The organism is Halomonas sp. LS-001 (assembly GCF_052983955.1).
This window is the reverse complement of record NZ_CM129816.1, coordinates 3,278,250-3,304,538: the sequence shown is the minus strand read 5'-3', so window position 1 is coordinate 3,304,538 and position 26,289 is coordinate 3,278,250. Positions and strand designations below refer to the sequence as shown.

At 55.9% G+C, this 26,289-nt stretch carries 29 protein-coding genes; 17 read left to right on the top strand and 12 right to left on the bottom strand.

The window, feature by feature from the left end; translation table 11 throughout:
* Window positions 1-70 precede the first annotated feature (70 nt).
* Entirely contained in the window at window positions 71-760 is a 690-nt protein-coding gene (locus ACU6TU_RS14625; protein ID WP_447142118.1) for a pirin family protein, read from the top strand.
* A gap of 147 nt (window positions 761-907) precedes the next feature.
* Here the strand turns inward: ACU6TU_RS14625 and ACU6TU_RS14620 are convergent, their stop codons facing one another.
* Together ACU6TU_RS14620 and ACU6TU_RS14615 are read right to left on the bottom strand one after the other, a co-directional pair.
* Window positions 908-1,384 (bottom strand): Dps family protein, encoded by a 477-nt coding sequence (locus ACU6TU_RS14620; RefSeq protein WP_447142117.1) that lies wholly within the window; start codon window positions 1,382-1,384, stop codon window positions 908-910.
* Between the two features lie 177 nt (window positions 1,385-1,561).
* On the bottom strand, window positions 1,562-2,695 hold the full coding sequence (locus ACU6TU_RS14615) for a glycerate kinase (RefSeq protein ID WP_447142116.1): 1,134 nt from the start codon (window positions 2,693-2,695) through the stop codon (window positions 1,562-1,564).
* 183 nt (window positions 2,696-2,878) lie between these two features.
* Here ACU6TU_RS14615 and ACU6TU_RS14610 point away from each other — a divergent pair, with 183 nt between their 5' ends.
* From ACU6TU_RS14610 to ACU6TU_RS14600, 3 genes are all read left to right on the top strand, one after another.
* Window positions 2,879-3,418, top strand: coding sequence for a hypothetical protein (locus tag ACU6TU_RS14610; RefSeq protein WP_447142115.1), 540 nt, complete (start codon window positions 2,879-2,881; stop codon window positions 3,416-3,418).
* A gap of 165 nt (window positions 3,419-3,583) precedes the next feature.
* Window positions 3,584-4,252 carry a DUF1007 family protein gene (locus ACU6TU_RS14605; protein ID WP_447142114.1) on the top strand — a complete coding sequence of 223 codons (669 nt, stop codon included), beginning with the start codon at window positions 3,584-3,586 and terminating at the stop codon, window positions 4,250-4,252.
* A 59-nt stretch (window positions 4,253-4,311) separates the two neighbouring features.
* On the top strand, window positions 4,312-5,319 hold the full coding sequence (locus tag ACU6TU_RS14600; RefSeq protein ID WP_447142113.1) for a nickel/cobalt transporter: 1,008 nt from the start codon (window positions 4,312-4,314) through the stop codon (window positions 5,317-5,319).
* Window positions 5,320-5,331: 12 nt separating this feature from the next.
* Here ACU6TU_RS14600 and ACU6TU_RS14595 read toward each other — a convergent pair whose 3' ends face one another.
* A complete protein-coding gene (locus ACU6TU_RS14595) occupies window positions 5,332-5,757 on the bottom strand; it encodes an HIT domain-containing protein (RefSeq protein WP_447142112.1) in 426 nt (141 codons plus the stop codon).
* Between the two features lie 155 nt (window positions 5,758-5,912).
* Between ACU6TU_RS14595 and ACU6TU_RS14590 the strand changes: the two genes are divergently transcribed.
* The gene (locus ACU6TU_RS14590; protein WP_447142111.1) at window positions 5,913-6,059 is read left to right on the top strand and encodes an entericidin A/B family lipoprotein; all 147 of its coding nucleotides are present in this window, start codon (window positions 5,913-5,915) and stop codon (window positions 6,057-6,059) included.
* Window positions 6,060-6,122: 63 nt separating this feature from the next.
* Here the strand turns inward: ACU6TU_RS14590 and ACU6TU_RS14585 are convergent, their stop codons facing one another.
* The 6 genes from ACU6TU_RS14585 to ACU6TU_RS14560 form a co-directional block, all read right to left on the bottom strand.
* A complete protein-coding gene (locus ACU6TU_RS14585; RefSeq protein WP_447142110.1) occupies window positions 6,123-6,647 on the bottom strand; it encodes an acyl-CoA thioesterase in 525 nt (174 codons plus the stop codon).
* A 13-nt stretch (window positions 6,648-6,660) separates the two neighbouring features.
* Entirely contained in the window at window positions 6,661-7,974 is a 1,314-nt protein-coding gene (locus ACU6TU_RS14580; RefSeq protein ID WP_447142109.1) for a short-chain fatty acid transporter, read from the bottom strand.
* 172 nt (window positions 7,975-8,146) lie between these two features.
* Entirely contained in the window at window positions 8,147-9,478 is a 1,332-nt protein-coding gene (locus tag ACU6TU_RS14575; protein WP_447142108.1) for an MATE family efflux transporter, read from the bottom strand.
* Between the two features lie 54 nt (window positions 9,479-9,532).
* Window positions 9,533-9,781 carry a YfhL family 4Fe-4S dicluster ferredoxin gene (locus ACU6TU_RS14570; RefSeq protein WP_447142107.1) on the bottom strand — a complete coding sequence of 83 codons (249 nt, stop codon included), beginning with the start codon at window positions 9,779-9,781 and terminating at the stop codon, window positions 9,533-9,535.
* Between the two features lie 110 nt (window positions 9,782-9,891).
* Window positions 9,892-10,368 (bottom strand): pantetheine-phosphate adenylyltransferase, encoded by a 477-nt coding sequence (gene coaD, locus ACU6TU_RS14565; RefSeq protein WP_447142106.1) that lies wholly within the window; start codon window positions 10,366-10,368, stop codon window positions 9,892-9,894.
* Window positions 10,368-12,230, bottom strand: a complete 1,863-nt coding sequence (locus tag ACU6TU_RS14560; RefSeq protein ID WP_447144268.1) for a beta-ketoacyl synthase — start codon at window positions 12,228-12,230, stop codon at window positions 10,368-10,370. The genes coaD and ACU6TU_RS14560 overlap by 1 nt, the downstream gene beginning before the upstream one ends.
* A gap of 305 nt (window positions 12,231-12,535) precedes the next feature.
* Here ACU6TU_RS14560 and trmB point away from each other — a divergent pair, with 305 nt between their 5' ends.
* The 6 genes from trmB to ACU6TU_RS14530 all read left to right on the top strand — a co-directional run bounded on the left by trmB (window position 12,536) and on the right by ACU6TU_RS14530 (window position 19,377).
* A complete protein-coding gene (trmB, locus tag ACU6TU_RS14555) occupies window positions 12,536-13,201 on the top strand; it encodes a tRNA (guanine(46)-N(7))-methyltransferase TrmB (protein WP_447142105.1) in 666 nt (221 codons plus the stop codon).
* Window positions 13,198-13,527, top strand: coding sequence for a DMT family transporter (locus ACU6TU_RS14550; RefSeq protein WP_447142104.1), 330 nt, complete (start codon window positions 13,198-13,200; stop codon window positions 13,525-13,527). The genes trmB and ACU6TU_RS14550 overlap by 4 nt, the downstream gene beginning before the upstream one ends.
* A gap of 154 nt (window positions 13,528-13,681) precedes the next feature.
* On the top strand, window positions 13,682-15,088 hold the full coding sequence (gene dacB, locus ACU6TU_RS14545; RefSeq protein ID WP_447144267.1) for a D-alanyl-D-alanine carboxypeptidase/D-alanyl-D-alanine endopeptidase: 1,407 nt from the start codon (window positions 13,682-13,684) through the stop codon (window positions 15,086-15,088).
* A 38-nt stretch (window positions 15,089-15,126) separates the two neighbouring features.
* Window positions 15,127-15,498 (top strand): diacylglycerol kinase, encoded by a 372-nt coding sequence (locus ACU6TU_RS14540; protein ID WP_447142103.1) that lies wholly within the window; start codon window positions 15,127-15,129, stop codon window positions 15,496-15,498.
* Window positions 15,499-15,525: 27 nt separating this feature from the next.
* On the top strand, window positions 15,526-18,483 hold the full coding sequence (glnE, locus tag ACU6TU_RS14535) for a bifunctional [glutamate--ammonia ligase]-adenylyl-L-tyrosine phosphorylase/[glutamate--ammonia-ligase] adenylyltransferase (RefSeq protein ID WP_447142102.1): 2,958 nt from the start codon (window positions 15,526-15,528) through the stop codon (window positions 18,481-18,483).
* Window positions 18,484-19,377, top strand: a complete 894-nt coding sequence (locus ACU6TU_RS14530; protein WP_447142101.1) for an AEC family transporter — start codon at window positions 18,484-18,486, stop codon at window positions 19,375-19,377.
* 71 nt (window positions 19,378-19,448) lie between these two features.
* Here ACU6TU_RS14530 and ACU6TU_RS14525 read toward each other — a convergent pair whose 3' ends face one another.
* Window positions 19,449-19,808 carry a hypothetical protein gene (locus tag ACU6TU_RS14525; protein ID WP_447142100.1) on the bottom strand — a complete coding sequence of 120 codons (360 nt, stop codon included), beginning with the start codon at window positions 19,806-19,808 and terminating at the stop codon, window positions 19,449-19,451.
* 242 nt (window positions 19,809-20,050) lie between these two features.
* Between ACU6TU_RS14525 and ACU6TU_RS14520 the strand changes: the two genes are divergently transcribed.
* Genes ACU6TU_RS14520 through ACU6TU_RS14505 form a run of 4 tightly spaced genes read left to right on the top strand, consistent with a single transcriptional unit; the run spans window position 20,051 to window position 22,373 of the window.
* Window positions 20,051-20,197: a hypothetical protein gene (locus ACU6TU_RS14520; RefSeq protein WP_447142099.1), complete on the top strand. Its 147-nt coding sequence runs from the start codon at window positions 20,051-20,053 to the stop codon at window positions 20,195-20,197.
* A 43-nt stretch (window positions 20,198-20,240) separates the two neighbouring features.
* Window positions 20,241-21,605 (top strand): MFS transporter, encoded by a 1,365-nt coding sequence (locus ACU6TU_RS14515; RefSeq protein ID WP_447142098.1) that lies wholly within the window; start codon window positions 20,241-20,243, stop codon window positions 21,603-21,605.
* Between the two features lie 37 nt (window positions 21,606-21,642).
* Window positions 21,643-22,167: a retropepsin-like aspartic protease family protein gene (locus ACU6TU_RS14510; RefSeq protein WP_447142097.1), complete on the top strand. Its 525-nt coding sequence runs from the start codon at window positions 21,643-21,645 to the stop codon at window positions 22,165-22,167.
* Window positions 22,168-22,193: 26 nt separating this feature from the next.
* Window positions 22,194-22,373: a PLDc N-terminal domain-containing protein gene (locus ACU6TU_RS14505; protein WP_100820855.1), complete on the top strand. Its 180-nt coding sequence runs from the start codon at window positions 22,194-22,196 to the stop codon at window positions 22,371-22,373.
* A 76-nt stretch (window positions 22,374-22,449) separates the two neighbouring features.
* On the opposite strand, the gene ACU6TU_RS14500 is transcribed toward ACU6TU_RS14505, so the two are convergent.
* Window positions 22,450-22,587: a hypothetical protein gene (locus ACU6TU_RS14500; RefSeq protein ID WP_447142096.1), complete on the bottom strand. Its 138-nt coding sequence runs from the start codon at window positions 22,585-22,587 to the stop codon at window positions 22,450-22,452.
* A gap of 218 nt (window positions 22,588-22,805) precedes the next feature.
* On the opposite strand from ACU6TU_RS14500, the gene ACU6TU_RS14495 reads away from it, so the two are divergent.
* The gene (locus ACU6TU_RS14495; protein ID WP_447142095.1) at window positions 22,806-23,564 is read left to right on the top strand and encodes a winged helix-turn-helix domain-containing protein; all 759 of its coding nucleotides are present in this window, start codon (window positions 22,806-22,808) and stop codon (window positions 23,562-23,564) included.
* 132 nt (window positions 23,565-23,696) lie between these two features.
* Window positions 23,697-25,310 carry an ATP-binding protein gene (locus ACU6TU_RS14490; RefSeq protein ID WP_447142094.1) on the top strand — a complete coding sequence of 538 codons (1,614 nt, stop codon included), beginning with the start codon at window positions 23,697-23,699 and terminating at the stop codon, window positions 25,308-25,310.
* Here ACU6TU_RS14490 and ACU6TU_RS14485 read toward each other — a convergent pair.
* Window positions 25,273-26,211, bottom strand: coding sequence for a LysR family transcriptional regulator (locus ACU6TU_RS14485; RefSeq protein ID WP_447142093.1), 939 nt, complete (start codon window positions 26,209-26,211; stop codon window positions 25,273-25,275). The genes ACU6TU_RS14490 and ACU6TU_RS14485 overlap by 38 nt on opposite strands.
* Window positions 26,212-26,289: the final 78 nt, after the last annotated feature.

The window sequence follows — 26,289 nt, the reverse complement described above, 5'->3', positions numbered from 1 at the left end:
GTTAAACAGTACTTAGTTAAACAGTGCTTGGTTATGCAGCACTGATTAGACAGTTATCCTGGAGCCCGATATGCAGATTAGACGTTCCGAAGACCGCGGTAAGGGCAATCATGGTTGGTTGCGCTCCTTTCATACCTTTTCCTTTGCCAACTATATGGACCCGGCGCATATGGGGTTTCGCGCCCTGCGTGTGATCAATGAAGACAGGGTCACGCCGGGAAATGGGTTCGGCGCGCACCCACACCGCGACATGGAGATCATCTCCTATGTGCTGGAAGGGGAAATAGAGCACCGTGACAACATGGGCAATGGAGCCATCGCGCGCCCAGGTGATGTTCAGCGGATGTCCGCAGGCACAGGCGTGGTGCACAGCGAATTCAACCATTCCAATGAGAACGGCCTGCATTTCCTGCAGATATGGATTGAGCCTGCCAAGCTGGGTATTCCGCCAAGCTACGAGCAAAAAGCGTTTCCGTTGGCAAGCCGCACGTCTCAATGGCGGCTGGTGGTGTCTCAGGATGGCAGGCTCGACTCGGTAAGCATCAACCAGGATGTCAATCTCTACGCGGGCCTGTTTAAAAAAGGCGACAGTATGACGCCGCCACCCACGCGCCACGCCTGGTTGCACCTGGTGAAAGGTAGCCTGGAAGTGAACGGCACCTTGCTGAATACTGGCGACGCCGCCTCTTTTTCACCGGATGAAGCCATTCAGGTAACCTGTCCGGATCAGGCCGACGTGCTGCTGTTTGATCTGGCCTGAACGCCAGGAACCCAGCGCGAATCTACTGAAAGTGTCAGCCTGGAAAGACAAAACCGCCGCAGCGCTTTAAGCGCTGCGGCGGTTTTATTAGTATACAGCCAGCAGATTGTAGAGCTTATTAGCTCAGTCCGTTATTTACTGAGCCGGTTATTTACTAAGATAAGCACCCAGCATCCAGACGGTCTTTTCCTGCTCGCGGATATAATCGCCTGCCTGTGCGGCTGTACCTTCATCATCGGCATCAGACGCCAGCGCCAGCAGTTCGCGCTGTAGTTCGATCAGCGTTTGATAGCCTTCCAATACGCCTTTAACGCATGCCGAGCCTTCGCTAACATTCTTATCTTCCTTGATGCTGGAAAGCGTCAGGTAATCTGTATAAGCATGTACCGGCTGATGCCCCAGGGTCAGGATACGCTCGGCGACTTCGTCCACCTTGGTCAGCAGGTCGGTGTAGAGCTCTTCGAATTTTTCATGCAGCTGAAAGAAGTCGCTGCCCTTCACGTTCCAGTGGTAACCACGCACATTCATGTAAAAAATCTGGTAGTTGGCCAGCAGGTCGTTGAGCTTCTCGGCCAGCTGGCTGGCGCTGCCTGAGTGTAGGCCAATGCTGTTAGTATCAGTCATGGTGTTTCCTTGTTGGTTAGACATCGTCAATAAAACGGCACGATGAGCAATGGGTCAGTAGCGTAATGCTTTTGCCATGCAGTAGGAAACAAGGATTGCCTAAGGTGGCGATAGCGTAAACGCATCAATGCCCAACGTTGCCTTATACTTTTAACGTGATGGCATAAGGCCGCGCTTTCAAGGGCGTGCGGCCCATAGCCGCAGCAGGCTTTGGCAACGGGCTTCCAGTAAGGCGCCCGTGTGAGCCATGGCATCTGCCAGCGTGGCGGGGCCTTCAACCAATGCGAAGGCAGCGGTAACACCGTGTTGATACGCGGCTTGCCAACCGTCACCCAGACTACCTGTCAGCACGATGACCGGTTTACCGGCATGGTGGGCTGCCCGGGCCACACCGATGGGGGTTTTGCCCGCCATGCTCTGGCCATCCAGGCGACCCTCACCGGTAATCACCAGGTCCGCCCACGCCAGATGAGCGCTCATGCCTGCCTGATCCATGATCAGCTCAATGCCGGGCCTTAGCGTTGCCTTTAGAAAGACGTGTGCCGCAAAGCCCATTCCACCTGCGGCACCTGCGCCTGGTAAGTCGCGTTTGTCGCTGCCCAGCGTTTGAGCCGTGATCTCTGCAAATCGCGCCAGCGACTGATCCAGCTGCGTGACCTGTTGCGGTGAAGCGCCTTTCTGGGGGCCGAATACGGCGCTGGCCCCGCTTGGCCCCAGCAAGGGGTTGTCGACATCCACGGCCGCTTCGATCGTGATATTGGTCAGGCGTGAATCGAGGCCGCTCAGGTCGAGGGTGGCGAGCTGAGCAAGGGCAGCACCACCGGCAGGTAGCGGCTGACCCTGTGCATCCAGCAAGCGGGCACCTAGCGCGCAGAGCATACCGGCACCCGCATCGTTGGTGGCACTCCCACCCAGCAGCAGGAGCAGGTTCTGTGCTCCTTCATCAAGCGCGGCGAGCAGCAACTCGCCGACGCCGAAAGTGGAGGTGGATAACGCATCGCGTTCTGTCAGGCTAAGTTGCTGAAGCCCACAGGCTTCTGCCAGCTCAATATAGGCGGTGCGCTGTGCTTCAAGCCATCCCCAGGTGGCGTTAACAGAGCGCCCCAGGGCATCCTGTACCCGTGTTTCCTTTCGCTGTGCCCCGGTGGCTGCGATCAGTGCCTCCAGGCTGCCCTCACCACCATCCGCCATTGGGCAACAGATGATATCAGCCTGCGGCACTGCCAGCCGGACGCCACGGGCCATGGCCTGTGCAGCGCGTTCAGCGCTTAGCGACTCTTTATAGCTATCAGGACAGACTAGGATGTGCATGTAAAACTCCCTGATCATATTGAGGCACGATTCATCAATCACAGTGTCTGAAAACAGTGTCGAAAAACAGTGTCGAAAAACAGTGTCTAAAAACGATGCCTAAAAACAATGCCTGAAAGTAACGCGCATATTCGCAGGGAGATCAACCCGGTTCACTCACCGGGCGTTGACAAGGAAGAGATTATGAAACGTTTCGTGTTTATCAGTTTTACCCTACTGGCGCTGGCCGGTTGCCAGACGCCCCCTGACTTACGCTCGCAAGCAGAATCACCACCTGCTAAGGAATGTCATTTTGCTTACGCGGCACAGTCGACAAGCGTTGAACAGATGATGCGCCAAAGTGTTAACGTTCTGGATGAGCTGGGGTTTACCCTACGCAGCGCCGATGGAAGCCTTGGCATTATCAGTGCGCGTCGGGATCGCCCGCTGCGCGACTATGACGATGGCTTTGATACCCGTGGATTGTTAGGTGGGTTGAGTATGTTTGGTGGTTTTGGCGGTGGCGGTAGCAGCACTTTCGGACTGGGCATCGGCACGCGATTGGGAAGTGAGCGTGGCGGTGTTGCTCGGGAAGTCGAAGATGTCACTCTGGTGGTGGATGAAACCAGCGTACGTATCGCTCGGGATATTCGCCGGTTTGATGGTCGAGGAAATCTGCGTGAAGCCTATAGCGCTAGTGACGCAGATTTCTGCCATCCGTTACAACAGGCGCTAATGCGCTGAATATTTTCTCCTGAAGGTTTTCACTGAGCGTTTTTGCAGATCGTTTTTCGCAGAGTGTTTTTCACAGAGCGTTTTTCAAAGAACGTTAAAGACTGCCAAGGTAACATCGTGCGGCAGCTACTTGGGCTAATTTCAACCGGGCGAACTTCAATAAGGCGTTGTCACATGCATTGGAAAAAAACACAGATCACCTGTCTGATGGTGTTAGCCAGCGTTTTGTTGATGGGGGCACCTGCTGTATCGGCGCATCCGCATGGCTGGATTGATCTAAGCGTCAAGGTCATCAGTGATGATCAGGGCAGAGTGATAGCGCTGGAACAAAGCTGGCGGATGGACCCTTTCTATAGCTTGGTGGTGATGGAAGAGTTAGGCCAGGTGAAAGATGCCACCCTGGAGGAAGGGCTTGCGCAGTTAGGGCAGGAAATCCGCGATAATCTGACGCCCATGCACTATTTTACGGAAATGTTCCTTGACGGTGAGCCTCTGGCATTGGGCGAGGTCACCGAGTACACCACGCGGACCCGTGATGATCGTCTGATCTTTATGTTCCGGTTGCCGCTCGCCAGGCCGCAGCCGGTGGCTGATGCCGTGCTGACTTATCAGGTATTTGACCCTACCTACTACCTCGAGGTCGTCCATGAAGCCGACACGCAGCAACGCATTGACGAGAATGCGCTGATACTTCAAGGAGTGGCCGACTGTAGCTCTAGCGTGCAGAAAGCTGACCCGGACCCGGAGGTTGTCATGCGTGCGGCATTGCTGGATAAAGATGAACAGGGTGAACCAGGCCTGGGGCGCTACTTTGCCGAAACCGGTCAGATCGACTGTCGCTAATTTCTGGCAGTCTTTTGTTATGATATAACGCATTGCACATTGCTCTGTTGGGAATTCGCATGCCGGTTACTTCTCGCTCGCTCGTCATCATTGCCCTGCTGGTTGTTATCAGCAGTCTGTTGGCTTACGGCCTTTCAAGCGACGCCTTTCAGGGGCTCAGTTATCAGCTGCTGGCCTGGCAGCGCGACCTGCATCGTTCTCTGACGCTCGCTATTACGGAGCTGGCAAAGGCTCCAACGGCAACCACCTGGGGCGTTTTAGTCGGTGTGAGCTTTGGTTATGGGGTCTTTCATGCGGCAGGGCCGGGACATGGAAAAGCCGTACTTTCTACTTACCTTGCGTCACACGGCGGCGGGTTGCACCGGGCGTTGGGGCTGTCGTTTGCGGCGGCTCTGCTGCAGGGCGTTACCGCTATTGCGTTGGTGGTGGTGCTGGTCTACGCCCTGGGTTGGGTCACCCGGCAAGCCATGGGCAGTGTTACCACAGTGGAGCATGTCAGCTTCTTGCTGGTCGCGACACTGGGCGGCTGGCTATGCTGGCGAGCGGCAGGGCAATTACGCGCGGCTTATCGTCCGCCGTTAAGCAATGCTGATCACGACCATCACGACCATCACGACCATCACGACCATCACGACCATCACAGCTGCTGTCATGGTGCCCATCATATTGAGCCAGAACAGGCACTGGACAAGCGCACGGCTCTGATGACGGTATTAGCCATTGGTATGCGCCCTTGCAGTGGCGCCGTGCTGATGGTGGGAGCTGCCAGCCTTCTGGGGAATGTCATGCTGGGCGTGGCAGCAGTGCTGGCCATGTCGCTGGGGACGGGGCTGACCGTCTCCATGCTGGCGCTGGCGACCATTTTTGCCCGCGACTGGGCCAAGCGGCGCCTGGCGGGCCAGCAACGTCAGTTAGGGCAGCGGATTGCCGCCTGGCTGGCGCTGGCCGGTGGCGCTGTGATTGTCGTATTAGGGCTTTCACTTTTCGCCACCAGCGCTACGCAACCGATAGGGTCGCCGCTGTTGAACGAGCCTTCACGCAGTGCCAATCCGTTAACTGGCCAGTAAATGCCACAGCTGTTAAGTGGCCAGCTCCAGCCCTTCTATTTCCGCTAACAGCTTGGCACGAACCCTGGCCTGCTGATCAGGCGTATAGGGTTCTGCAGTTCCATTACCCCAGACAGGGCTTGGCCAGGCCGCATCGTCCTGGCGGCGAACGACAATATGCATATGCAACTGGCTGACAACATTGCCCAGGGTGGCAATGTTGATCTTATCGCCTTCGAAGGCGTCCTTCATGGCAGCGCCCAGTGCCGTTGTTTCACGCCACAACTGCTGCTGATCTTCGGGACTTAAGTCGAACACTTCGCTGGCGCCAGGTTGGCGGGGTACCAGAATAACCCAGATAAAACGTGTGTCATTCATCAATAGCACACGGCAAAGCGGTAGCTCGGTAACAGGGATCGTGTCCGCTTCAAGACGTTCATCCAATGCGATATCGTTCATCCTGACTCCTTGGTTGCTGGGCTTTAAGTGCCATTAGCATAATAGTCTCTGGCTGCAAATCCTCACAGGCTCTATGATGCAGGTAAGTGTTTTATTCTGTTGTGGTGCAAAAAATCCGCAACAGAATAAATCGTTCACTGAAAGGAGAATATGCAATGCAACGCTTAATGACCAAAAAAGTGCTGATCGCAAGTGCCCTGGCGTTATGGTTACTGGGCACTTTGAGTGGCTGTAATACCGTTTCAGGCGTAGGTAAGGATGTTCAGGAAGGCGGGCGTGCACTGGAAGACGCTGCCGACTAAAGGAAGGTTAACCCGTCGCTGTCTACATCGTGGTAGCAGCGACGGGGTTAATTGGCCTATCCGTTACTGGCGGGCATGATGCTCCCGGTGGGTTTGGGCCTCTTCCTGCTCTGCCTGTTTGCGCAATTTCTTGCGTAGTTCAGCTTTTTCAAAACGCAGTTTCTGCGCGGGTGTTTCCAGGGTCAGTGGTGGCACGCGGGCAGGCTTGCCCGCGCTATCCACGGCGACCATGCTGAGGTAGCAGCTGTTGGTGTGACGAATCACCTTGTTGCGAATATCTTCAGCGACAACTTTTACCCCAATTTCCATCGATGAACGCCCAACATGGTTGACGCAGGCCAGAAACGTCACCAGCTCGCCAACATGAATCGGCTGCTTGAACAGCACCTGATCCACCGACAGTGTGACGACGTAGTGGCCGGAATAGCGGCTGGCACACGCATAGGCGACTTCATCGAGTTTCTTCAGAATCGCGCCGCCATGAACTTTGCCGCTGAAGTTGGCCATGTCCGGTGTCATTAATACCGTCATGGAAAGGTCGCGCTGCCCGGATAGTGACTGGCTTTGCTCAGGCTGTTGGGTCGACATATCAGCGGCTCCTTCAGAACCACACCAGGCCGATCGAAATGATGGCGCCGGTAATAAAGAGTTGAATCAGGCAAAAGCCCATAATGTCCTTGGCTTTTAACCCGGCAATCGCCAGCACTGGCAGCGCCCAGAAAGGTTGTAGCAGGTTGGTCCAGGCATCTCCCCAGGCAACCGCCATGGCGATGCGTGGAATATCCGCTCCTAGCGCTTCAGCGGCTGGTAGCATCACGGGTGCCTGAACGGCCCATTGGCCACCGCCGGAAGGCACAAACAGGTTCACAATGCCCGCACTCAAAAATGTCCAGAAAGGCAGGGACGTTTCGGTCGCAAAAGATACCAGCCATTCCGACATGCTGGTGGCCAGGCCTGACTGAATCATGATCGCCATGATGCCAGCGTAGAATGGGAACTGGATCACAATGCCTGCGCCGCCTTTGATGGCTTCATTCAGGCTGGTCAATAAGCTCCGCGGTGTACGATGCAGGACAATCGCCAGGAACAGGAACAGAAAGTTGACGACGTTCAGGTTCAGGCCACCGTTGCGCAGGATAAAGTGATCAAGCAGAAACAGCAGGCCAGGAATACCTACCAACCATGCCAGAATAACGCTGTTTTCGAGACGTTCTGCCGGGCGCGTCAGGCGTACCCGCTGATCATCAGTGTCATCTCCCAGCATTTTGGGGTCGACGTAAACGCTGTCTTTCTCATCGGGCAGCATCATCCGGTTGACCAGCGGGATGGCAATGAACATGCACACCACGATGGCCAGGTTGAAAAAGGCAAATATGGTCGAGCCAGTGCCGATCACGCCAATCTGGTCGGCGGAAAAATGCCCTTCGGTGGCAATGGTTAGGGGCACTGAGCCCGCCAGACCGCTATGCCAGACCACAAAGCCTGAGTAGGCGCTGGCGACAAGCAGGCGATAGTCGACGCGAATCAGCTTAGCCAGCTCCTTGGCGAAAAGAGCACCGACGACCAGGCCAAACCCCCAGTTAATCCAGCTGGCCGCCAGGGAAACGTAAGTCACCAGCAAAATGGCGCTTCCTGGACTCTTGGCCACATTGGCGAGCTTTTGCAGTAGGCGTTTTACCGGCGGGGAGCTGGCCAGCATAAAGCCCGTCACCAGTACCAGCAGCATCTGCATGGAGAATGTCAGCAGGTTCCAGAACCCATCCCCCCACATGCGCATTACCGCCAATGGCGTTTGGCGCTCGACCGCAATAGCGGCGACGGCGGCAATGATGGTGAGGATCAGAACGAAAATATAGGGGTCAGGCAGATAACGTTCGACCAGCTTGACGGCGGGTCTTGAAATCATTTTCAGCATGGAAGGCTCGCTTTTCGTTATTAGAGACTGTTCGCTATTAAAGGCTTTTCGTTATGAGATGCTAGGCGTTAAGCGGCTTTGTGTCTGTATTAAGTCGTTGTTAATAATCAATCTTGCGTTAACGTTAATCAAGTACTTCTGGTCGTTCCATGTTGCTGGATCCATATTTCCTTCAGTCGCACCAACGAGTCAACCGATAATGACGATAGTAGGCCATCAACACGCCAGAGCGCACCAGCGTAAACAGGGTAAAAGCCAACCACAGGCCGTGATTGTGCCAGGCCCCTAATTGCTGGGATAGCCACCAGGCAGGCAGGTAGACGGCGAGGCCGATAAAGATACTGTTACGCATTTCCTTGACGGCGGTGGTGCCAATAAAAACGCCATCCAGCAGGTAGCTCCAGACCGCCAGCAGTGGCATCACGACCATCCAGGGTAGGTAAACGGCAGCGGTAGCACGGACGTCAGGCAAGCCCGTTAGCAGCGCGATCAACGCATTGCCGCCCAGCGCAAATGCCAACGACGCCGCCAGGGCTGTCCAGAAGGAAAAACGTGCGGCGGCTTTTACGGTGGTTGCAAACGCTGACCAGTCACGTTTGCCAAAAGCGCGTCCTACCAGCGATTCGGTGGCATGGGCGAACCCATCAAGTGCATAGCTGACCAGCATGATGAATTGTAACAGCACGGCATTGGCGGCCAGTATCGTATCGCCCTGCTGCGCGCCCTGAGCGGTGAAAAACGCCATGGCAAAGAGTAACCCCAGGGTGCGGACAAACAGGTGAGCATTGACCTGGAACAGGGCGTAATAGGCACTTAATACGAGCAGTTGATGACGCAGGAAGTGTCCGTCCAGCCGTTTGAGTTGGCGTACCACCAGCACAACGCCCAGCAACAGCGCGGAATAATCGGCTAGCACGCTGGCCCACGCGACGCCATCACTGGTCATGCCCAGCCCGACCACAAACCCTATATCCAATACAATATTGACGCTGTTGGTAAGCACCAGAATCATCAGTGTGACGCGTGAATTCTGCTGGCCGAGAAACCAGCCCAGAATGGCATAGTTGGCGAGTACGGCAGGCGCTGAAAAAATCCGGATATTGGCGTATTCACGCGCCAGCGGGGTGGCTGTGTCACTGCCGTCCAGCAACCATAACCCAAGCGAAATCAGCGGTGTGGCAAACACAATTAACAGTGTGCCGATCACCAGCGCCATGATCAGCGACTGACCCAGCAGGTTGCGCACTTCGCTGGCGCTATCCCGTCCAACGGCTTGTGCGGTCAGCCCTGTCGTCCCCATGCGCAGAAAACCGAATCCCCAATACAGAAAACTGAACAGGGTAGCCCCGAGAGTGACCGATGCGAGGTAGCGAGAGTCTGGCAGGTGGCCAACGACCGCCGTATCCACCAGCCCCAGCAGTGGGACGGTGATGTTGGAAAGTATGATGGGCCACGCCAGTGCCCAGATGCGCTGGCGTGGTGGAGCAGATGAACGGGTTGTCACGTCAAGGCAGGCTTAGTGATAGTCAGGAACGGCAGATAAACGCATCACAATCGCTTATTTATCGGTGATGCGATGATACTTTTCCGTCAGTTCATCATGGGTTTCACGCCGCTCCGGGTCGAGGGGGATACAGTCGACCGGGCACACCTGTTGGCACTGGGGCTCATTGTAATGGCCCACACATTCGGTACACAGGTTCGGGTCAATCACATAGATCTCTTCACCTGCGGAAATGGCGTCGTTGGGGCATTCCGGCTCACAGACATCGCAGTTGATGCACTCATCAGTAATCATCAGGGCCATGGGGTTACCTCGCGTAGGGTGCTATCACTCACCTTTACAGTGAAAGATACCTGAGTGTTTTACTCAACAATAGCATGATGGTCAACTATTGTAGTGCTTATGTGAAGCGCTTATGAAAAGTACTCATGCAACGCCCGTGCGACCTGAGGATGCACCATAGGGGAAATATCGCCCCCAAGTCGGGCGATTTCACGCACCATCGTGGAAGAAATATACGAGTTTTCCACGGCGGGTGTGAGGAAAACGCTTTCCAGCTCCGGGTTCTGAGCGCGATTCATATTAGCCAGCTGCAGCTCATATTCAAAATCCGATACGGCTCTTAACCCACGCAGAATAATGGTGGCTTTCTGCTCGTACATCATGGTTGTCAGCAGCGAGGAGAAGCCGATAACGTCTACGTTTGGAAATTCCGCGCACACGGTTTCAGCCAGCATCTTGCGCGTTGCCAGATCAAACGTAGGGCGTTTGCCGGGGCTTTCCGCTACGGCTATCACCACCTTGTCAAACATGCGCGCGCCGCGCTCAATCAAATCCAGATGACCATTGGTGATGGGGTCGAAAGTGCCGGGGTAGACAGCGATATTCATCACAATTCCTCGTCATCCTGTGGCGTGTCCGTTAGCTGGCCGAACGGGTTGTTCACGCTGAGTGAAACCGCTTTATGGTAGCCCGGAATCGTAATGTGGTCGGCGTGAATGTCCAGCTCAGGGCCTTCCAGTACCTGCTCGCCAAACTGATAACGGGGTTGGTAGTGGCCGTTGTCCGCTTGACTCAGGTAGCTGGCAGCGGCGTCTCTGACGCTTTCGCGGCGCGCTTTCCAGGCGTTGATGGCCGCCTTGCCGTGGCGCTGAGTCAGCAAACGCTCAGTCACTCCGGGGGAAAGCACCACGCCGGTAGCGTTATTGCCACCAAAGCCCTTGGCGTTGATGAAGGCAGCATCGGCCTGAAACGCCTGACTGGCCTGAGAAAATAGCAGGCGGTCAGCGTAAACATCGTCAGCCACTGCATCGAGAGTGGGGATGCCGGGCACTAGGTCATGGGCGAAGCTGCCCAGTGCACTCATCAACTGGTCACCGGCGGCAGACCCCTGTGAATGTCCGACAAACGCCTTGATAGCCGCCACCGGCCAGCGGGTAATGCCGTTGGCACGTGCAATTTCATCAAATACGTGGGATTCGGTGATACGGTTCTTGGGCGTACTGGTGCCATGGGCATGCAGGTAAGTGCGCTGTTGTAGGGCCTGTTCGCCCAGCATGCTACGCACCAGGGAGGCTGCTTTGCCCAGGGTAATATAGTTACCGATGCCCGGCGCGGAGATAGAGCGCTTGAAACCGTCTGCATTCACGAATACATCAGGCACAGCCGCAAGAATATCGGCACCGGTCTCAAGTGCCAGGCTGTCGTCCATCAGCATTACGAACTGGCTGGACTCTGCCATGGTGAAGCCGCAATTGCGCGCAAAAGGGCGGCAGGCGCGTTGATAGTCCGCATCACCCAGCAGGCTGACGGCATCCAGTGCCTTCAGGCTTTCGTCGTCGGCAAGGGCGCCCATGGCGCGAAAGCCTTCAATAATTTCCGGCGTGATGGGAGCGTCAGCCGTGCCGACCATGACAACGCGACGCCGACCGGCGCGGATATCATCAATGCCCAGGCGCAGGTTATACAGAAAACTGGCGCAAGCACCCAGCGCGGCACCGGTGCCGCCGACGCTGCCCAGCACATAGGCATTGAGGAAATCGGCTGGCATCTGGCCATAGCCCAGCGGCATCTGCTTGGAGCTAACCCGCTGGCCGCTCACCAGACTTTTGAGTAGCCCGCCCCAGCCTTCATCGTCCAGCTGGCCAATCGAGTTACCGGCATAAACGGCGATCTGGTCGGGGTCCAGCTGCTGGCGCAGGGTTTCCCATACAAAGCCGCTGGCACCCAGGCAGTCGCTGGCGCTGAAAACCGCCATGGAAAGGCCACGCGGATGGTGAACGCTGCGGTAAAGGGCGGCAGGGTCAAACCCACTGGGTAGCTGCCCGGCGGCGCGCACACGTGGCGTCTGGGCATCCGGCAGCAACACATTGAAATCACCGGCCGGTACGCTGACTTCAACACGTCGCGAGTCAAGCTCGCGTATCTGCCAGTGTTCAGGAATATGTTCTGGCAGCTCGCGGCGTCGGAGTTCAAAGCGCAGCGGTGTGTCGAGTTTCAGCGCTGCACGACGATTGGCAGGCATTCCAGGGGTATTGAAGCGCGGGTCTTCGTTGCGGCGGATCAGGGTGCGCCTGAGTACCGTATCGCGCAGCGTTTCATCCGCTGATGCAGTAGCGGATGTATCGAGGCGCATTAGGGTGGCCAGGCTATGAAGTGTCTGGCGTTGCTGCTCAGCAGGGAGTGCATCAAGCACGGTGCGGCGAAAGGCCTGATGGCCCGAGGTTCTGCCGGCGGGATTGATGCCGCCCATGCCGACAATCACCGGTAAGTGTGACAAGCCGGGTTCCTCGTGGTGCGGTTGTGGTTAAAGACAGCGTTACGAAGTCGCCAAAACATAGTTAAGAACCAAAATATAGTTAAAACCAAGACGTGGTTAAAAGCCTAAAATGTGGTTTAAAACCATAGCAGACAACGGGTCTTGTTGTGGAACCTTGTAGACGCGTCATTATTTACTGGGTAATGATCATAGCACCGGGTATGCAATGGCGTCATGCTGGATGCTTAACAGACTGGTAGAATCTTTATCTTTTTCGCAACAAGTTGGGCGGTAGAGTCATGCAGCAACGTTCTCGGGCAGTGTTCTCTAATCAGACGGGGCCCCATGATGACCTTAGTCGGCGTGTCGCGAGGGCGCTGGAGCATCCGTTGCGCAAACCCATCGCTGAACATACCCGGACGGCGTTCGAACAGGCCGCGCAGTGGCTGAATCATCAGGCACGCCCTCTGATTCTGGATGCCGGTTGCGGTGTCGGAATTTCTACGCGCAAGCTGGCGTTAGCGTTTCCTGATCATGCGGTGATCGGGGTCGATCGCAGCGAGGATCGTCTGGGGAGGGATCATGGCGCCGTGCCGGAAAATGCCTGCTTGGTGAGGGCGGATCTGGTAGATTTCTGGCGATTGGCAGTGGATGCTGGGTGGGCGCCCAAGCGCCATTACCTGTTGTACCCTAACCCTTACCCTAAGGCGTCCCGGTTGAAAATGCGCTGGCATGGACACCCCGTATTGCCCGCGTTACTGGCACTCGGTGGACAGTTGGAGCTGCGTTCCAACTGGTCTGTGTATATTGAAGAGTTTGCTCAAGCCGTCGCTCAGGTCACCGGGCAGCAGGCGCATATCGAAGCCTATGACCCTCAAGGTGAGTACCTGACCCCTTTTGAAGCGAAATACGCACAAAGTGGCCAAACGCTGTGGCGTTTGGCCGTGACACTGGAATCTCTATGACATTTATTTATCTCGTGCTTGCGGTTGTGGCGGAAGTGATCGCCACCAGTGCTTTGAAATCCTCTTTAGGTTTCACCCGGTTATGGCCCAGTCTGCTGGTGCTCGTTGGTTACGGCGTCGCTTTTTATCTGCTGGGGCTGGCGCTGCGTACCTTACCTGTCGGGTTAGCCTATGCCATTTGGGCCGGGTTGGGTATTGTGCTGGTCACGCTTGTCGGTATGGTGGTGTTCGGTGAGCGTCCTGACCTGCCTGGTGTGCTGGGCATCGCGCTGATTGTCGCTGGCGTCGTGGTCCTTCAGGTGTTTTCAAAGATGAGCGTGCATTGACCGCAAGAAGCAATCAGACGCATGAATATCAGGCATACAGATAGTAAAGTAGAGGATAAGCAATAACATGGAGATGGATATGCTCGGCAAGCAGTGGCGACACTCCCTATCACACAAAGGCATCGGCTGTGTGCTTTCCTTTGCTGTTGCGTGTATGGCAATAATGACGAGCCCTCTGGCGATGGCGGATTTTTCCCGCCTAGGCCAGTTGCAGCAGAAAGGTTTTGTTATCAGTGCCGAAGCGCGATTGCTTGATGGTTCCAAGACCACCCTTGGCAGCATTAATCCCCAGGAGTTGCGCTCCCCCGCATCGGTAACAAAAGCCTATCTGGCGGCAGCGGCCTTAAGCCGCTTTGGCCCGCAGCATCGTTTCACCTCGCGTCTGGTGAGCCTCGCTGAAATGAATAGCAATGGCGTCCTGCCGGGCGATCTTATCTTTGATGGCGGTGGTGACCCGGGCCTGACCAGTGAGGATCTATGGCGGTTGGTGCAGCGTCTTCGCCAGGCTGGTGTGCGTGAGATTCGTGGTGGGCTGGTGGTCAATCAATGGCGCTTTGGGCCGGTAGAATGCCTGACGACTGACCGTTGCAATGCTCGCACTCGAGTTGGCAACAGTTATAGCGCACCGCTGTCGTCGGCTGGCGTCAACTTTGGCAGCTGGTGCGTGAATGTCGCCCCCGCCAATTCAGCGGGGCAGTCGGCCACTATCACCCATTGCGATGGCCCTACCTCGATGACGCGCATCGAAAATAATGTCACTACAAAGCCGGATAACAGCGGTACTGAGCTGAGCGCTGTGCGGGTGACAGATGCGGCGGGCGATGTCATGCGCATCAGTGGGCAGATTTCGACCAACGCCATGGCACGCGACATTTATCGTGGCGCCAGCGACAGTGCGCAGCAAACCGCCCAGACGCTGAATGCCATGCTTATCCAGGCGGGCATTACGCTGACGGACGCGCCCCGAGTTAGCGCGGAGCGCCCGCCGCAATGGGCGAATACACTGGCAGCAGTGGATGGCAAGCCGCTGCAGGAACTGCTGCTGCGTACCATGAATTACTCCAATAATTACATGGCTGATGTGATGGCGCTCAACCTGGTGGAAACGCCCCGCGCGCAATTACGTCAGGCCGGGCAGGCACTGGAAGCCTTCGCCGCCAGCCTGCCGGGCCACGGCCCAGCGACTTTTGAAAGTGGTAGCGGCCTGACCACCAGCAATCGTACCAGCGCTCACGGTGTAAACGTGATGCTGGAGTCAATGTTTCATGAAACAGCGCTTTTTCCAAGCTTTGTGGCCGCTTTTCAGTCACCCGTCAATGGCGTCATGCGTTTTATCCGGCGTGGATCCGATACCTTTCAGAACAATGTCATGATAAAAACCGGCACCTTGAACCAACCGTTTGCGGTGCGTGCGGCGGCGGGTTACTTCCGTACGTCAAGCGGTCGCTGGGGTGTTTTTAGTGTCATGGTGAATGGTAATGCCAACACCCCGTATTTAAGCTGGTCGGATGTACTGACACCGCTTACGCAAGACCTTGACGGTATGATTCTAAGGAATTAATGCGGCGCGACTGCCCGCGGGTAAAATGAGGAAAGGCGATGAAACCCAGCCATACAGGCTTGAAACACTTAAAAAATTCAACACGTTACTCGCTAAAAGGGTTGAAAGCCGCCTTTCATCACGAAGCTGCGTTTCGTCAGGAAGTTGTACTGACTTTGGTGCTGCTCCCGCTTGCCTGGTGGGTGGCGGATGACCCGGTTAGCTGGCTGATTCTGATTGGCAGCTGCTTTCTGGTGTTGATCACGGAATTGCTGAATAGCGCCATCGAAAGCGTTGTGGATCGGATTGGGCCTGAGAAGCATGAGCTCTCCGGGCGCGCCAAGGATATCGGTTCGGCAGCGGTGATGCTGGCACTGCTACTGGCAGGGTTGGCCTGGGGGCTGCTTGGCTGGCAGAAATTTTTCGGGTAATCGCGAACGCGATCTGAGAGGGATAAGATGCAACTGGATGATGCCTGTTTCGCACTGGATTTACTGCCGGTGCCTTTGCAACAGCCTGCTGAGCAAGCACGAACGCGCTTGAATGAAGCCTTGTCGCAAGCTGACAACGTTGCGTCAATGACGGGCCAGGAGCCGCCTTCCGAGAGTTGGGCAGGCCTTTCGGCCGAGCGCCGGGCGGCATTGTTACGGGTCATCACGATTTCCACCTTTGCTCTTGATACCCTGGTGCGCACGCCTTCACTACTGCTGGAGCTGGACATCGCTGGTGAGTTGGACAGCACGCCAGACCGTGAGACCCAGGCAAGCTGGCTTGCCGAGCGCCTGGCAGAGGCTGATGACGAAGCGGCAATGCATCAGGCGATTCGGCGCTTTCGGCGTGGGCGGATGCTGGGCATTGTCTGGCGGGATCTTAATCGCCCGGCAGGTTACACCATGTGGGACACGGCAGCGGCGGTGACCATGCTCGCAGAACTCTGCCTGGAAGCAGCACTTGGCTGGCTGGAAACCTTTCTGGCACCGCGCTGGGGTTATCCCGCCTTGCGGGATGACGGTAGCGAGCAGCGGCTGGTAGTGCTGGGAATGGGCAAGCTGGGGGCGGGTGAGCTTAACCTGTCATCAGATATCGACCTGATTTTTGCTTTTCCTGAAAATGGTGATACGACCGGTGGGCGCAAGTCGCTGGAACATCAGGAATATTTTACCAAACTGGGGCAGAAGCTGATTGCGTCGCTGGATGCGATGACCGCCGATGGCTTTGCTTTCCGAGTGGATATGCGCCTGCGCCCGCTGGGCGATGGTGGCCCACTGGTGGGCAGCTTTGCTGCGCTTTCGGCCTATTATCAGGACCAGGGCCGCGAATGGGAGCGCTATGCCATGCTTAAGGCGCGCCCGGTAGCCGGTGAACTGGATGCAGGTAATGAGCTGCTGGCCAGTCTGCGCCCTTTTGTGTATCGCAAATATCTGGATTTCGGCGCGATTGAATCGCTACGCGAACTCAAAGCGATGATCAACCGTGAAGTGAAACGTAAAGGGATCGAAAGCAATATCAAGCTTGGCCCGGGTGGCATTCGTGAAGTGGAGTTCGTGGTTCAGGCGTTTCAGCTGATTCGCGGTGGGCGGGACACCGAACTTCAGGTGACATCGCTGCGAACTGCGCTCAAACGCTTGCCGGATCTGGGGCTGCTGCCTCAGGACGTGGTTAACGAGCTGCTGCCGGATTATGCGTTTCTGCGTGATCTGGAACACATTTTACAGGGGTTGGAAGACCGCCAGACTCAGCGTCTGCCGGATGATAACCTCGACCGCGAAAGGGTTGCGCTGGCGCTGGGCAGCGAGGACTGGCCTGCCGTGATGGCACTGCTTGATGAAGTCCGCGCCAGGGTGCGACGCCATTTTGATGCGGTTATTGCAGACCCCGAAGAGGATGTCGACACCGCTAACGACAGCCAAAGCCAGGCGTTGGAACAGTGGCGTCTGCTGTGGCGGGGCGAGCTTGACGAGGAGGTTGCTGAAGCCAATCTGAGCCAGGCGGGATTTGCCCAGCCGGCTGAAGCCTTCAAACGCCTGCAGCGGCTGTATCACTCACGCCAGGTCCAGAGTATGCAGCGCATCGGTTTTGAACGCCTGGACGCACTGATGCCGTTGTTACTGGATGCGTTAGCCCAGAGTGACAGCCCGGATACGGCCCTACCTCGGGTGCAGCCATTGCTGGAGGCCGTACTGCGGCGCACCGCCTATCTGGCGTTGCTACGCGAAAATCCCCATGCGCTTGAACACCTGATGCGGCTGTGCTCCGGCAGCCCCTGGATTGCCGAACATCTGGCTCGCTACCCGATTCTGCTCGATGAGCTGTTAACCCCTGAGTCGCTCTACACGCCCGCCGATAAAGCCCGCCTGAGCGATGAGTTGCGCCAGACCCTCAACCGCATTCCCGAGGATGATGAAGAGGCGCTGCTGGAAGCGCTGCGTGTCTTCAAACATGCCCAGACCTTGCACGTGGCGGCCTCGGATATTGCCGGCACGCGCCACTTGATGAAAGTCAGCGATTACCTGACCTATATCGCCGAAGTGATTTTGGAAGCGGTACTGGCCATGGCCTGGAAGCACCTGACCCGCAAACATGGCACACCGCCAGGAATGCGCCAGGAAAGCCCCGACTTCCTGATCGTTGGCTACGGCAAGCTGGGCGGTATCGAACTGGGCTACAGCTCGGACCTGGATCTGGTGTTTCTTCACGACAGCGATGGCAAGGGCGCCACCGACGGGCCGCGGTCAATTGATACGCCGGTGTTTTTTACTCGCCTGGGGCAGCGCATTATTCATCTGCTAACGGCCATCACACCGGCGGGTAGCCTGTATGAAGTGGATATGCGCCTGCGCCCGTCGGGCAATGCGGGGCTACTGGTGACGTCGCTGGAGGCTTTTGCGGATTACCAGCGCGATAATGCCTGGACCTGGGAGCATCAGGCGCTGGTGCGCGCCCGAGTTGTTGCGGGCAGCGAACGCCTGGCCGGTAAATTCAATGCGCTGCGCGGCGCTATTCTGGCTCAGCCCCGCGATCGGGAAACGTTGCGTGATGACGTGGTGAAAATGCGCCACAAGATGCGCGACCATCTGGCCAGTAAAAAAGCCGATACCTTTAACCTCAAGCAGGATGCGGGGGGTATGGTCGATATCGAGTTTCTCTGCCAGTACGCCGTACTGGCCTTCGCCGATCAAACCCCTGCATTGCTCACCTACAGCGATAATATGCGTATTCTTGAAACGCTGGAGGAGAACGACTACTTGAGCAAAGAGGAGGCGACCCGTCTGCGCGACACCTATCTGGCGTATCGCAGCAAAACACATCGGGCAGCCCTGACGGGAGAAAAAGCCGAACTTGACGGTGAGGCGTTCCTATCGGAACGGGAAGCCGTCAGCCAGTTGTGGGAGCGCTTCCTGGGGGGAGAAAGCTAATTGCTGCAGCACATTCTGGCGACCTTGCTGCCGGTGTTTCTGATTGCCGGGTGCGGAGCGGCGTATGGCCGCTTTCGTACCCCGGATATCCGTAGCCTTAATACGCTCAATATGGAGCTGTTTGTGCCGCTTCTGGTGTTTGCCGTTCTGGCTGACCGGCAGGCACCGTTGGCGGATTACGCCTGGCTGGCAATGGCGGCCGCCTGCGTGGTGCTTGGGTCGGGGCTGGTGTTATGGCCGTTGGTGAAATGGCTGAAGCTGGATGTTAAGACCTTCTTGCCCCCCATGATGTTCAATAATTCCGGCAACATGGGCGTGCCATTAATTGTCCTGGCCTTTGGCGAGGAAGCACTGCCCGCGGCAGTGGTCGTATTTATTATTGAAATGCTGCTGCATTTTTCGGTCGGGCTTTACATGCTGGACCCGCGCACTTCACTATGGCGCCTTTTGCGTATGCCCATCGTCTTTGCCAGCGTGCTTGGGCTTGGGGTCAACGTCACAGGAGTGCCGCTGCCAGGCTGGCTGCTGGAGGCCATGCATATGCTGGGAGGCGTGTGTATTCCCCTGATGCTGTTTGCCCTTGGCGTACGACTTCTGGAGATTGATTTCAGCGACTGGCGCACGGGCATGCTAGGCGCTGTGCTTTGCCCACTATCCGGGCTGGTAATTGCCTTACCCCTTATGTGGCTCTTGCCTCTAGCACCACTACAACTAGCCGTTTTGCTCGTATTTGCGGCCTTGCCGCCGGCAGTGCTTAATTATCTGGTCGCCGAACAGTACAAGCTGTCGCCGCATCACGTGGCGTCGCTGGTACTGATTGGTAACCTGGGCAGTCTGGTGGTGATGCCGCTGACGTTGGCTGCCGCCTTTGCCTGGTTTTACTCACCTGTATAGCGCCTGCCACCCGTATAACACCTGTGTGACGCCCAAGTGACAGCCTGTCATGGATTACAGTTTGTCATGGATTAGCGGTTTGAAGGGTCGTCTTTGACTTCGTAACTGCCCTCAAGTGCCCCTTGGGGAGGCTGGTTAGCCGAATGCGTCTGTCCGCTTCCGGTGCCGATATCCTGTGCCTGCTGAGCGCGCATTTCCTCCATCCGCTGATTCATTTTACGGCGTAAAAATGGCATCAAAGCCCAGCCAATCAGCATAAAGATCAAGCCCAGAACAACGGCCACTATCATCAGTGCGCCCACCGCCAGCCATGTAAAGAACAGTTTTATGCTGCTCACCAGGCCGGTCGGGCGTGTCTGTGCGGCACGGGCGCGCCATTGATTGGCCGCTTGCCAGGCAGCATTACGTTGGTCACGATTGGTATTTGGCATTCGAGCCTCCCTGTGAAGGTGTATGCTGCATTGGAACATAAACCCAGGCGCAAGTTCACAGTAATTAACCACGCCATGAACTCCAGGAACAGTTGGCGTTTTTGCGGCCATTGCAGGGTTACGTTGGGGCAGCGACGGCGCTACCGTTTACTTTTATCTTGTATATGATGGTGGCGTGCTGGTACGGGAAGGGTGTGCTGACCGCATCCACGCATGAGCTATCAATAAAAGCGAGGTAACCCATGATGCGGCAAGCTCGGCGAGGTGCCACGCGCAAAAAGCAGGGATCGAATGCCTTTGATCGCTGGTTGAACCTGGCCGTCACTATTGCTGTCAGCGTGGCGTTACTGGTGGGGCTATCGGCGGTGTTGGCTCACTGGCTTTTATAAAACGACTCTTATAAAAGGCTCTATAAAACCAAAAGGCACTTTGATGACGTCTGAATCTTCTTGCGTGACTGAGCCAATGCCAAGCAGCCGTTTCGCCTCTCGACGCGAAATTTTTGGCTGGGCAATGTTCGACTTTGCCAACCAGGCTTTCACACTGCTGATTATTACGGTGGTATTTGGCGAGCTTTTTACCACTGTGATTGTCGGAGATCGCGGTGATAACTTTCGTCTGGCAAATCTCCTATGGAGCCTGGCGCTGGCGACGAGTTTTTTGCTGGTCGTGTTAAGCGCCCCCCTGTGCGGGGCAATAATGGACTACCGCGCCGAGAAAAAGCGTTTCCTGTTCGTCAGTTATCTCGCCACCGTGGTGGCCACTGCGCTGCTTTACTTTGTCGAGCCGGGTTATGTGTGGTTGGGAATGGCGCTGATTATCGCGTCCAATTACGCCTATTCCATGGGGGAGTCGTTTATTGCCGCTTTTCTCCCTTCACTGGGGCCGCCTGAATCCCTGGGTAAAATCTCCGGCTTTGGTTGGGCGCTAGGGTATATTGGCGGGCTGTGCGCGGCAGGGTTCACCCTGATGGTGCTGGGTGAGGCAAGTGCTGATAACTTTGAACGCATCCGTTGGGTCGGGCCGTTTGCGGCAGGTTTCTTCCTTTTTGCGGCTATCCCGACGTTTGTGTGGCTGAAAGAACGTGGTCAGCCACAACCGGTAGTGAATAACTTTCGGCAGATTGCCTGGCAGCGCGTCTCAACGACGTTTCGCGAGTTACACCGCTTTCAGGATCTTAGCCGGTTCCTGGTTTCACTGCTGTTTTCGATGGCCGGGGTGTACATCATCATTGCCTTTGCATTTATCTACGGTGCCCAGGTGATCGGTTGGGATGAAAGCGTTCGCAACATCATGTTTATCATTGTTCAGATAACGGCGGCGCTGGGAGCGGTGGGCCTGGGCTGGGTGCAGGATCAGCTGGGTGCCAAGCGAACCTATCAGATCACCCTGGTGTTGTGGGTGACCGCCATTATCGCCATCTGGGCGACACCGGAGGTCACAATGTTAGTGAATACGTGGTTTGACCTGCAGTGGCAGGCCCAGTACGTCTTTCTGGTGGTAGGGTGTCTGGCGGGGTTAAGCCTGGGCTCGAGTCAATCGGCCAGTCGTGCTCTGGTGGGGCTGTTTTCGCCGCTTTCCAAATCCGCAGAATTTTTCGGTTTCTGGGGGCTGGCGAACAAGCTGGCAGGGGTGCTGGGTATCGTCATGCTAGGCACCTTGCAAGCCGTGGTAGGGCTGCAGGGCGCTATTCTGCTATGTGCCGTGTTTTTTATATTGGCCATTGTGATCTGCCTGGGGGTTAATGAAACCCGTGGACGTGACGTTGCGCGTCAGTGGTGCGGTGATTCAGATTAATCACCGGTGCTTCTGGCATCGCTTCAGGAGAGGTGAAATGGGCCAGCGTGAACGTGGCAGTGGTTTGGTAATGATGCTGTTGTTCTGGGTGCTACTGATGGCCGTAGGTACCTGGTGGGTCTACGGTGGCTGGAAAGCCATGTGGCACCCTAACACGCATATTATTCAGACCGCAGAATCGGGAAAGCCTCTGGTGCTGAAGCGCAATCGTGCCGGGCACTTTGAGGCCCCCGGCTTTATCAATGGCAAACCGGTGACATTTTTGCTGGATACTGGCGCGACCTATGTGGCGGTGCCTGCCAATCTAGCCGAAGACCTGGGGCTGGAGCCCGGCCGTAGCGCCTGGTTCAATACCGCGAATGGCCGTGTTGAAGGTGCATTGACTCACCTGGATGAGGTGCGCCTTGGCGCAATCCGGGTGACCGATGTGCAAGGTTCTATCAGCCCGAAAAGTGAGCAAGACGTGGTATTACTGGGAATGAGTTTTCTTGGATTGCTGAATATTGAGATGCAGCAGGGTGAGATGATGCTTCGTTCACCCAAGCCAACCACTGAGCCATAAACCTGCGTTGACGCAAGAGGTGCAAAATGGGAATTGAAGTAGGCGGACTATTAGGTTTGATCTGGTTGATCATTCTGATCTGGGCGATTGTCAAAGTTGCCAAAAGCCCAGCGGGCGCTGTATCCAAACTGTTGTGGATACTGGTGTTGCTTTTCTTCCCGCTGGTGGGGCTGATTGCCTGGCTATTACTTGGGCCAAAAGGCTAACTGTCCAGGCTGATGTTTTACCAGACACATGCATTGCGACCAATGGAAGGCGAGTCTCATGACTTGCCTTTCTGCGTTATTGATCGTTGCTATCTTCTTTGGGAGGCGTTTTGTAGTGCCCAGGGATTTTCAGGCGTTCACCGTTGGGTAAATCATAAACCTGGGTGGGTACATAAACGCGTTTGATAACGCTTTTGGGGGAGCTGTCAGACATGAAGTTCTCCTTTTTTGATACGGTCACTTTCACTGTAGAGGTAGTGAGCATGCTAATCAAGGTGCTTCAATCTCATTAAAATCGACAAAAAGGGCCCTAACGGGTGGATAAAAGCAGGCGAAAACCCTGTTTTCAGGTATCCTGACACAATGTAAACGCACGTTTCTTAGTAGCGAATGACAGAAACGTGAAAGATTTGAGTGGAGTGTAAAATACGCATGGTCGACCATCTAGAAAAGCAGTTTGAGGCACTGGGAAAACAGGAGCCAAACGTACCGGACCATCCAGACCAGGACCACATATTGATCATTGAAGATGATCAACGTCTGGCTGAGTTGACACGCAACTACCTGGAAGCCAATGGGTTTCAGGTGTCGCTTGAAGTGGATGGTTCAAAAGGCGTGGATCGTATCCTGACGCTACAACCTGACATGGTCATTCTGGATCTAATGCTGCCCGGTGAAGACGGATTGTCGATCTGTCGACGTGTACGACCGAATTTTTCCGGTCCCATCATGATGATGACGGCACGTACCGACGATCTGGATCAGGTGCTAGGCCTGGAAATGGGAGCGGATGATTATGTGGCCAAACCCGTTCAGCCACGAGTGTTGCTGGCACGAATGCGTGCCCTTTTGCGTCGCGCCGACCAACCCACGCCGATGGGCGAGGTGCGTCTGCGCTTTGATAACCTCGAAATCGATAGCGCCACCCGTGAAGCCTGGCTGTTAGGTGAACGCATCGACCTGACCAGCGCCGAATTTGATTTGCTGTGGCTGCTGGCAAGCAACGCAGGCAAGGTGCTTACCCGTGAAGAAATCTTCACCCAGCTGCGCGGCATTAAATACGATGGTCAGGATCGCTCGATTGATGTTCGCGTGTCGCGGATAAGGCCCAAGGTTGGTGATGACCCCAATCAGCCGCATCGCATCAAAACCGTGCGCAGTAAAGGCTATCTGTTTGTTAAAGATAGTTAGTTAAAAATAGTTAGTTAAAGATGGTTGTTTAAAATAGTTGTTTAAAAATAGTTAGTTAAAGCAGCCAGTCATTAATCAGCGGGCTTTTAACCATCAAGCGCTGCCGGTCAAGTGAGGTGAGGTGAGGATGCTATGCGCCGGGTATTGAACCGCAGCCCCTTCCTGCGTTTTTACCTGTTATTAGGGCTGACGCTACTGGGGATTTTCCTGATTGCCCTGACGGGGCGGCTGCTGATTGAGACGGTTCGTCATGATGATTACCGGGAACAGCTTGCCCACTTTCCCATGGCGGTGCTGGTCGCTGAACTTGCTCCGTTACCGCCTGGTGAGCGAGAGCAACGCCTGCCCGCTCTGCGCCAGCACTTTGGTGATGCCATCTCACTGAACCTGATGTCCCTTGATGAAGCGGATCTTGGTTATTTTGACAGGATGCGGCTGACGCGTGGCGGTCGGGTGATAGAATCCTCTCCCTGGCGTTTGTGTCAACGCCTCAATGAATCCTCCCGGTTGCTGTGTATCGAGTTTGATGAGTGGCACGAACAGCAGTGGATGGCCAGTGTAGCGCTGGCTGCCGCTGATCTGGCGGAGATGCCATCAGCTCAGCAACCGGCGCGACTCAAGGCACTGTCGAGTGAACACTGGCCATTGCGCCTGTTTGATCAGCTTCCCGGCGACCTTTCCCTTCAGCAACGTCAGGCACTGGCCAGCGGTCAGGTCATCACCCGCCTTGAGGGCGAACAGCTGCGTGTGACCTTTCTAGCCGCTTTGCCTGATGGGCCCTCCGGGGCACCGAGATGGCTAAAAGTTGGCCCGGTTGTCCAGGGCGACTTCCTGCCACTGTATCTTCATTTGCCTCTTCTATTGGGCGTCATGATCGTACTGTCGCTGGTGATCTATCTGATCATGCGCAATATCGAAGCCCGTATGGCACGCCTTGAGCAGGCGGCAACCCGGATTGCCAGCGGCCGCCTGGAAACCCGGGTAAAAGTGGAAAACGGTGACTTTCTGGGGCGTCTGGGCATGGCCTTCAATGGTATGGCAAACCAGGTTCAGTCCCTGCTGCGAGGCCAGCAGGAGATGATTCGCGCCGTTTCCCACGAGCTGCGTACGCCCGTTGCCCGAATTCGCTTTGCCGTCCAGATGGTCGAAGACATGACCGACCAGCCCGCCATTCGCCGTCAATTACAAGGCATTGATGACGATATCTCAGAGCTGGATCAGCTGGTAGACGAAATTCTCACCTATGCACGGCTTGGTGGTGATACCGTGAATGGCGCCGAAATGGAAACCTCATTAGTGGATTGTCGAAGCATGGTCGAGCGCGTTCTGGATACGTTAGCGCCGCTGCATGAATCGATGACCTTGATCCTGTTGCCAGGCCCGGAAATTGAACTGCTCGCCGAGCCGCGTTATTTGCAGCGCGCGCTGCAAAACCTGGTGAGTAATGCCTGTCGGCATGGATGTTCCCGCGTCGAGGTGCGTTTATGGGATGAGCCACGTCTGGTACGCATAGACGTTGAGGATGACGGGCCTGGGGTGCCGGAAGAATCCCGTGCAGAGGTCTTTAAACCCTTTACGCGTCTGGATGACAGTCGTGCCCGTAGCTCCGGCGGTTATGGTCTGGGACTGTCGATTGTACAGAAGGTCATGGCCGGGCATCGTGGCAGCGCCACGGTCGATACCAGCCCCTCTCTGGGAGGGGCGCGCTTTACCCTGCTGATTCCTCGTCGCGAGTCGCCGGTTTAATGCCGGTCAACACGGCAAAGGATGTCTCTTTTGCGGTGCGTAAAAAGTCCTGCATCCAGGGCGCCTCTCGGTTCTCTTCGCGAATGGCGGCATACAGCGTGCTCCAGATGCCGTTCTCCCCCAGCTTGACTGCGCTGACGTAATCGCGCTGCAGATACTCGGTCAACGCCCAGTTGGGCAATGCACAGACCCCGCGTCCACTCGCCACCAGCTGCATCATCATGATCGTGAGCTCAGCGGTGCGGATCTCCTTTGGGCGTACATGGGCCGGCGTTAAAAACTGACTGAAGACATCCAGCCGGGAATGCTCAACCGGATAGGTGATCAGTGTTTCTTCAGCCAGTGCCTGGGGCGTAATAAACGGGCGACCCGCAAAGGGGTGTTGGCGTGACACCGCCAGCAACCCTTCATACCGGAATAACGGCGCGTAATGTACCCCTTCCAATGGCTGAGGGTCAGCGGTGATCACTAGGTCAAGCTGCTCTCTGGCGAGGGCGGGCAAGGGGTCGAAATGATGACCGCTGGGAATGTCAATTTCCACCTCTGGCCAATGATCCCGAAAGTAATCGACCGTCGGCATCAACCATTGAAAACAGCTGTGGCACTCGATGGCCATGTGTAACCGGCCCTGTTCGGTGCCTGCCAGACGCGCCAGGTCTCTCTCTGCTTTACGCACCTCAGGTAAAATTTCATCCGCTAGCGCCAGCAGGCGCAACCCCGCTCGGGTAAATTCCACCGGGCGCGTTTTACGCACAAACAGGGGGCCATCGACGCGGCTTTCCAGGTCTTTCAGCTGATGGGAAAGCGCCGACTGAGTCAGATGAACCCGTTCGGCCGCTTCCACTAATGAACCGGTTTCACGCAGGGCGAGTAAGGTGCGCAAATGGCGTAATTCAATCATGTTGAGAATTTTTCATAGTTATCATTAAAAACTTTAGTTTGATTCACCTTGGTGGGGTAAGCAGACTATGCGAAATCA

Coding starts and splice junctions, on each gene's coding strand:
- ACU6TU_RS14610 (WP_447142115.1), top strand. CDS start 2,879: ATGAAACGTTTCGTGTTTATCAGTTTTACCCTACTGGCGCTGGCCGGT.
- ACU6TU_RS14560 (WP_447144268.1), bottom strand. CDS start 12,230: ATGGGCGGCATCAATCCCGCCGGCAGAACCTCGGGCCATCAGGCCTTT.
- ACU6TU_RS14505 (WP_100820855.1), top strand. CDS start 22,194: ATGGGAATTGAAGTAGGCGGACTATTAGGTTTGATCTGGTTGATCATT.
- ACU6TU_RS14490 (WP_447142094.1), top strand. CDS start 23,697: ATGCGCCGGGTATTGAACCGCAGCCCCTTCCTGCGTTTTTACCTGTTA.
- ACU6TU_RS14625 (WP_447142118.1), top strand. CDS start 71: ATGCAGATTAGACGTTCCGAAGACCGCGGTAAGGGCAATCATGGTTGG.
- glnE (WP_447142102.1), top strand. CDS start 15,526: ATGCAACTGGATGATGCCTGTTTCGCACTGGATTTACTGCCGGTGCCT.
- ACU6TU_RS14520 (WP_447142099.1), top strand. CDS start 20,051: ATGATGCGGCAAGCTCGGCGAGGTGCCACGCGCAAAAAGCAGGGATCG.
- ACU6TU_RS14485 (WP_447142093.1), bottom strand. CDS start 26,211: ATGATTGAATTACGCCATTTGCGCACCTTACTCGCCCTGCGTGAAACC.
- ACU6TU_RS14580 (WP_447142109.1), bottom strand. CDS start 7,974: ATGCTGAAAATGATTTCAAGACCCGCCGTCAAGCTGGTCGAACGTTAT.
- ACU6TU_RS14525 (WP_447142100.1), bottom strand. CDS start 19,808: ATGCCAAATACCAATCGTGACCAACGTAATGCTGCCTGGCAAGCGGCC.
- coaD (WP_447142106.1), bottom strand. CDS start 10,368: ATGAATATCGCTGTCTACCCCGGCACTTTCGACCCCATCACCAATGGT.
- ACU6TU_RS14585 (WP_447142110.1), bottom strand. CDS start 6,647: ATGTCGACCCAACAGCCTGAGCAAAGCCAGTCACTATCCGGGCAGCGC.
- trmB (WP_447142105.1), top strand. CDS start 12,536: ATGCAGCAACGTTCTCGGGCAGTGTTCTCTAATCAGACGGGGCCCCAT.
- ACU6TU_RS14500 (WP_447142096.1), bottom strand. CDS start 22,587: ATGTCTGACAGCTCCCCCAAAAGCGTTATCAAACGCGTTTATGTACCC.
- ACU6TU_RS14595 (WP_447142112.1), bottom strand. CDS start 5,757: ATGAACGATATCGCATTGGATGAACGTCTTGAAGCGGACACGATCCCT.
- ACU6TU_RS14600 (WP_447142113.1), top strand. CDS start 4,312: ATGCCGGTTACTTCTCGCTCGCTCGTCATCATTGCCCTGCTGGTTGTT.
- ACU6TU_RS14550 (WP_447142104.1), top strand. CDS start 13,198: ATGACATTTATTTATCTCGTGCTTGCGGTTGTGGCGGAAGTGATCGCC.
- ACU6TU_RS14515 (WP_447142098.1), top strand. CDS start 20,241: ATGACGTCTGAATCTTCTTGCGTGACTGAGCCAATGCCAAGCAGCCGT.
- ACU6TU_RS14615 (WP_447142116.1), bottom strand. CDS start 2,695: ATGCACATCCTAGTCTGTCCTGATAGCTATAAAGAGTCGCTAAGCGCT.
- ACU6TU_RS14620 (WP_447142117.1), bottom strand. CDS start 1,384: ATGACTGATACTAACAGCATTGGCCTACACTCAGGCAGCGCCAGCCAG.
- ACU6TU_RS14590 (WP_447142111.1), top strand. CDS start 5,913: ATGCAACGCTTAATGACCAAAAAAGTGCTGATCGCAAGTGCCCTGGCG.
- ACU6TU_RS14570 (WP_447142107.1), bottom strand. CDS start 9,781: ATGGCCCTGATGATTACTGATGAGTGCATCAACTGCGATGTCTGTGAG.
- ACU6TU_RS14495 (WP_447142095.1), top strand. CDS start 22,806: ATGGTCGACCATCTAGAAAAGCAGTTTGAGGCACTGGGAAAACAGGAG.
- ACU6TU_RS14540 (WP_447142103.1), top strand. CDS start 15,127: ATGAAACCCAGCCATACAGGCTTGAAACACTTAAAAAATTCAACACGT.
- dacB (WP_447144267.1), top strand. CDS start 13,682: ATGGCAATAATGACGAGCCCTCTGGCGATGGCGGATTTTTCCCGCCTA.
- ACU6TU_RS14605 (WP_447142114.1), top strand. CDS start 3,584: ATGCATTGGAAAAAAACACAGATCACCTGTCTGATGGTGTTAGCCAGC.
- ACU6TU_RS14510 (WP_447142097.1), top strand. CDS start 21,643: ATGGGCCAGCGTGAACGTGGCAGTGGTTTGGTAATGATGCTGTTGTTC.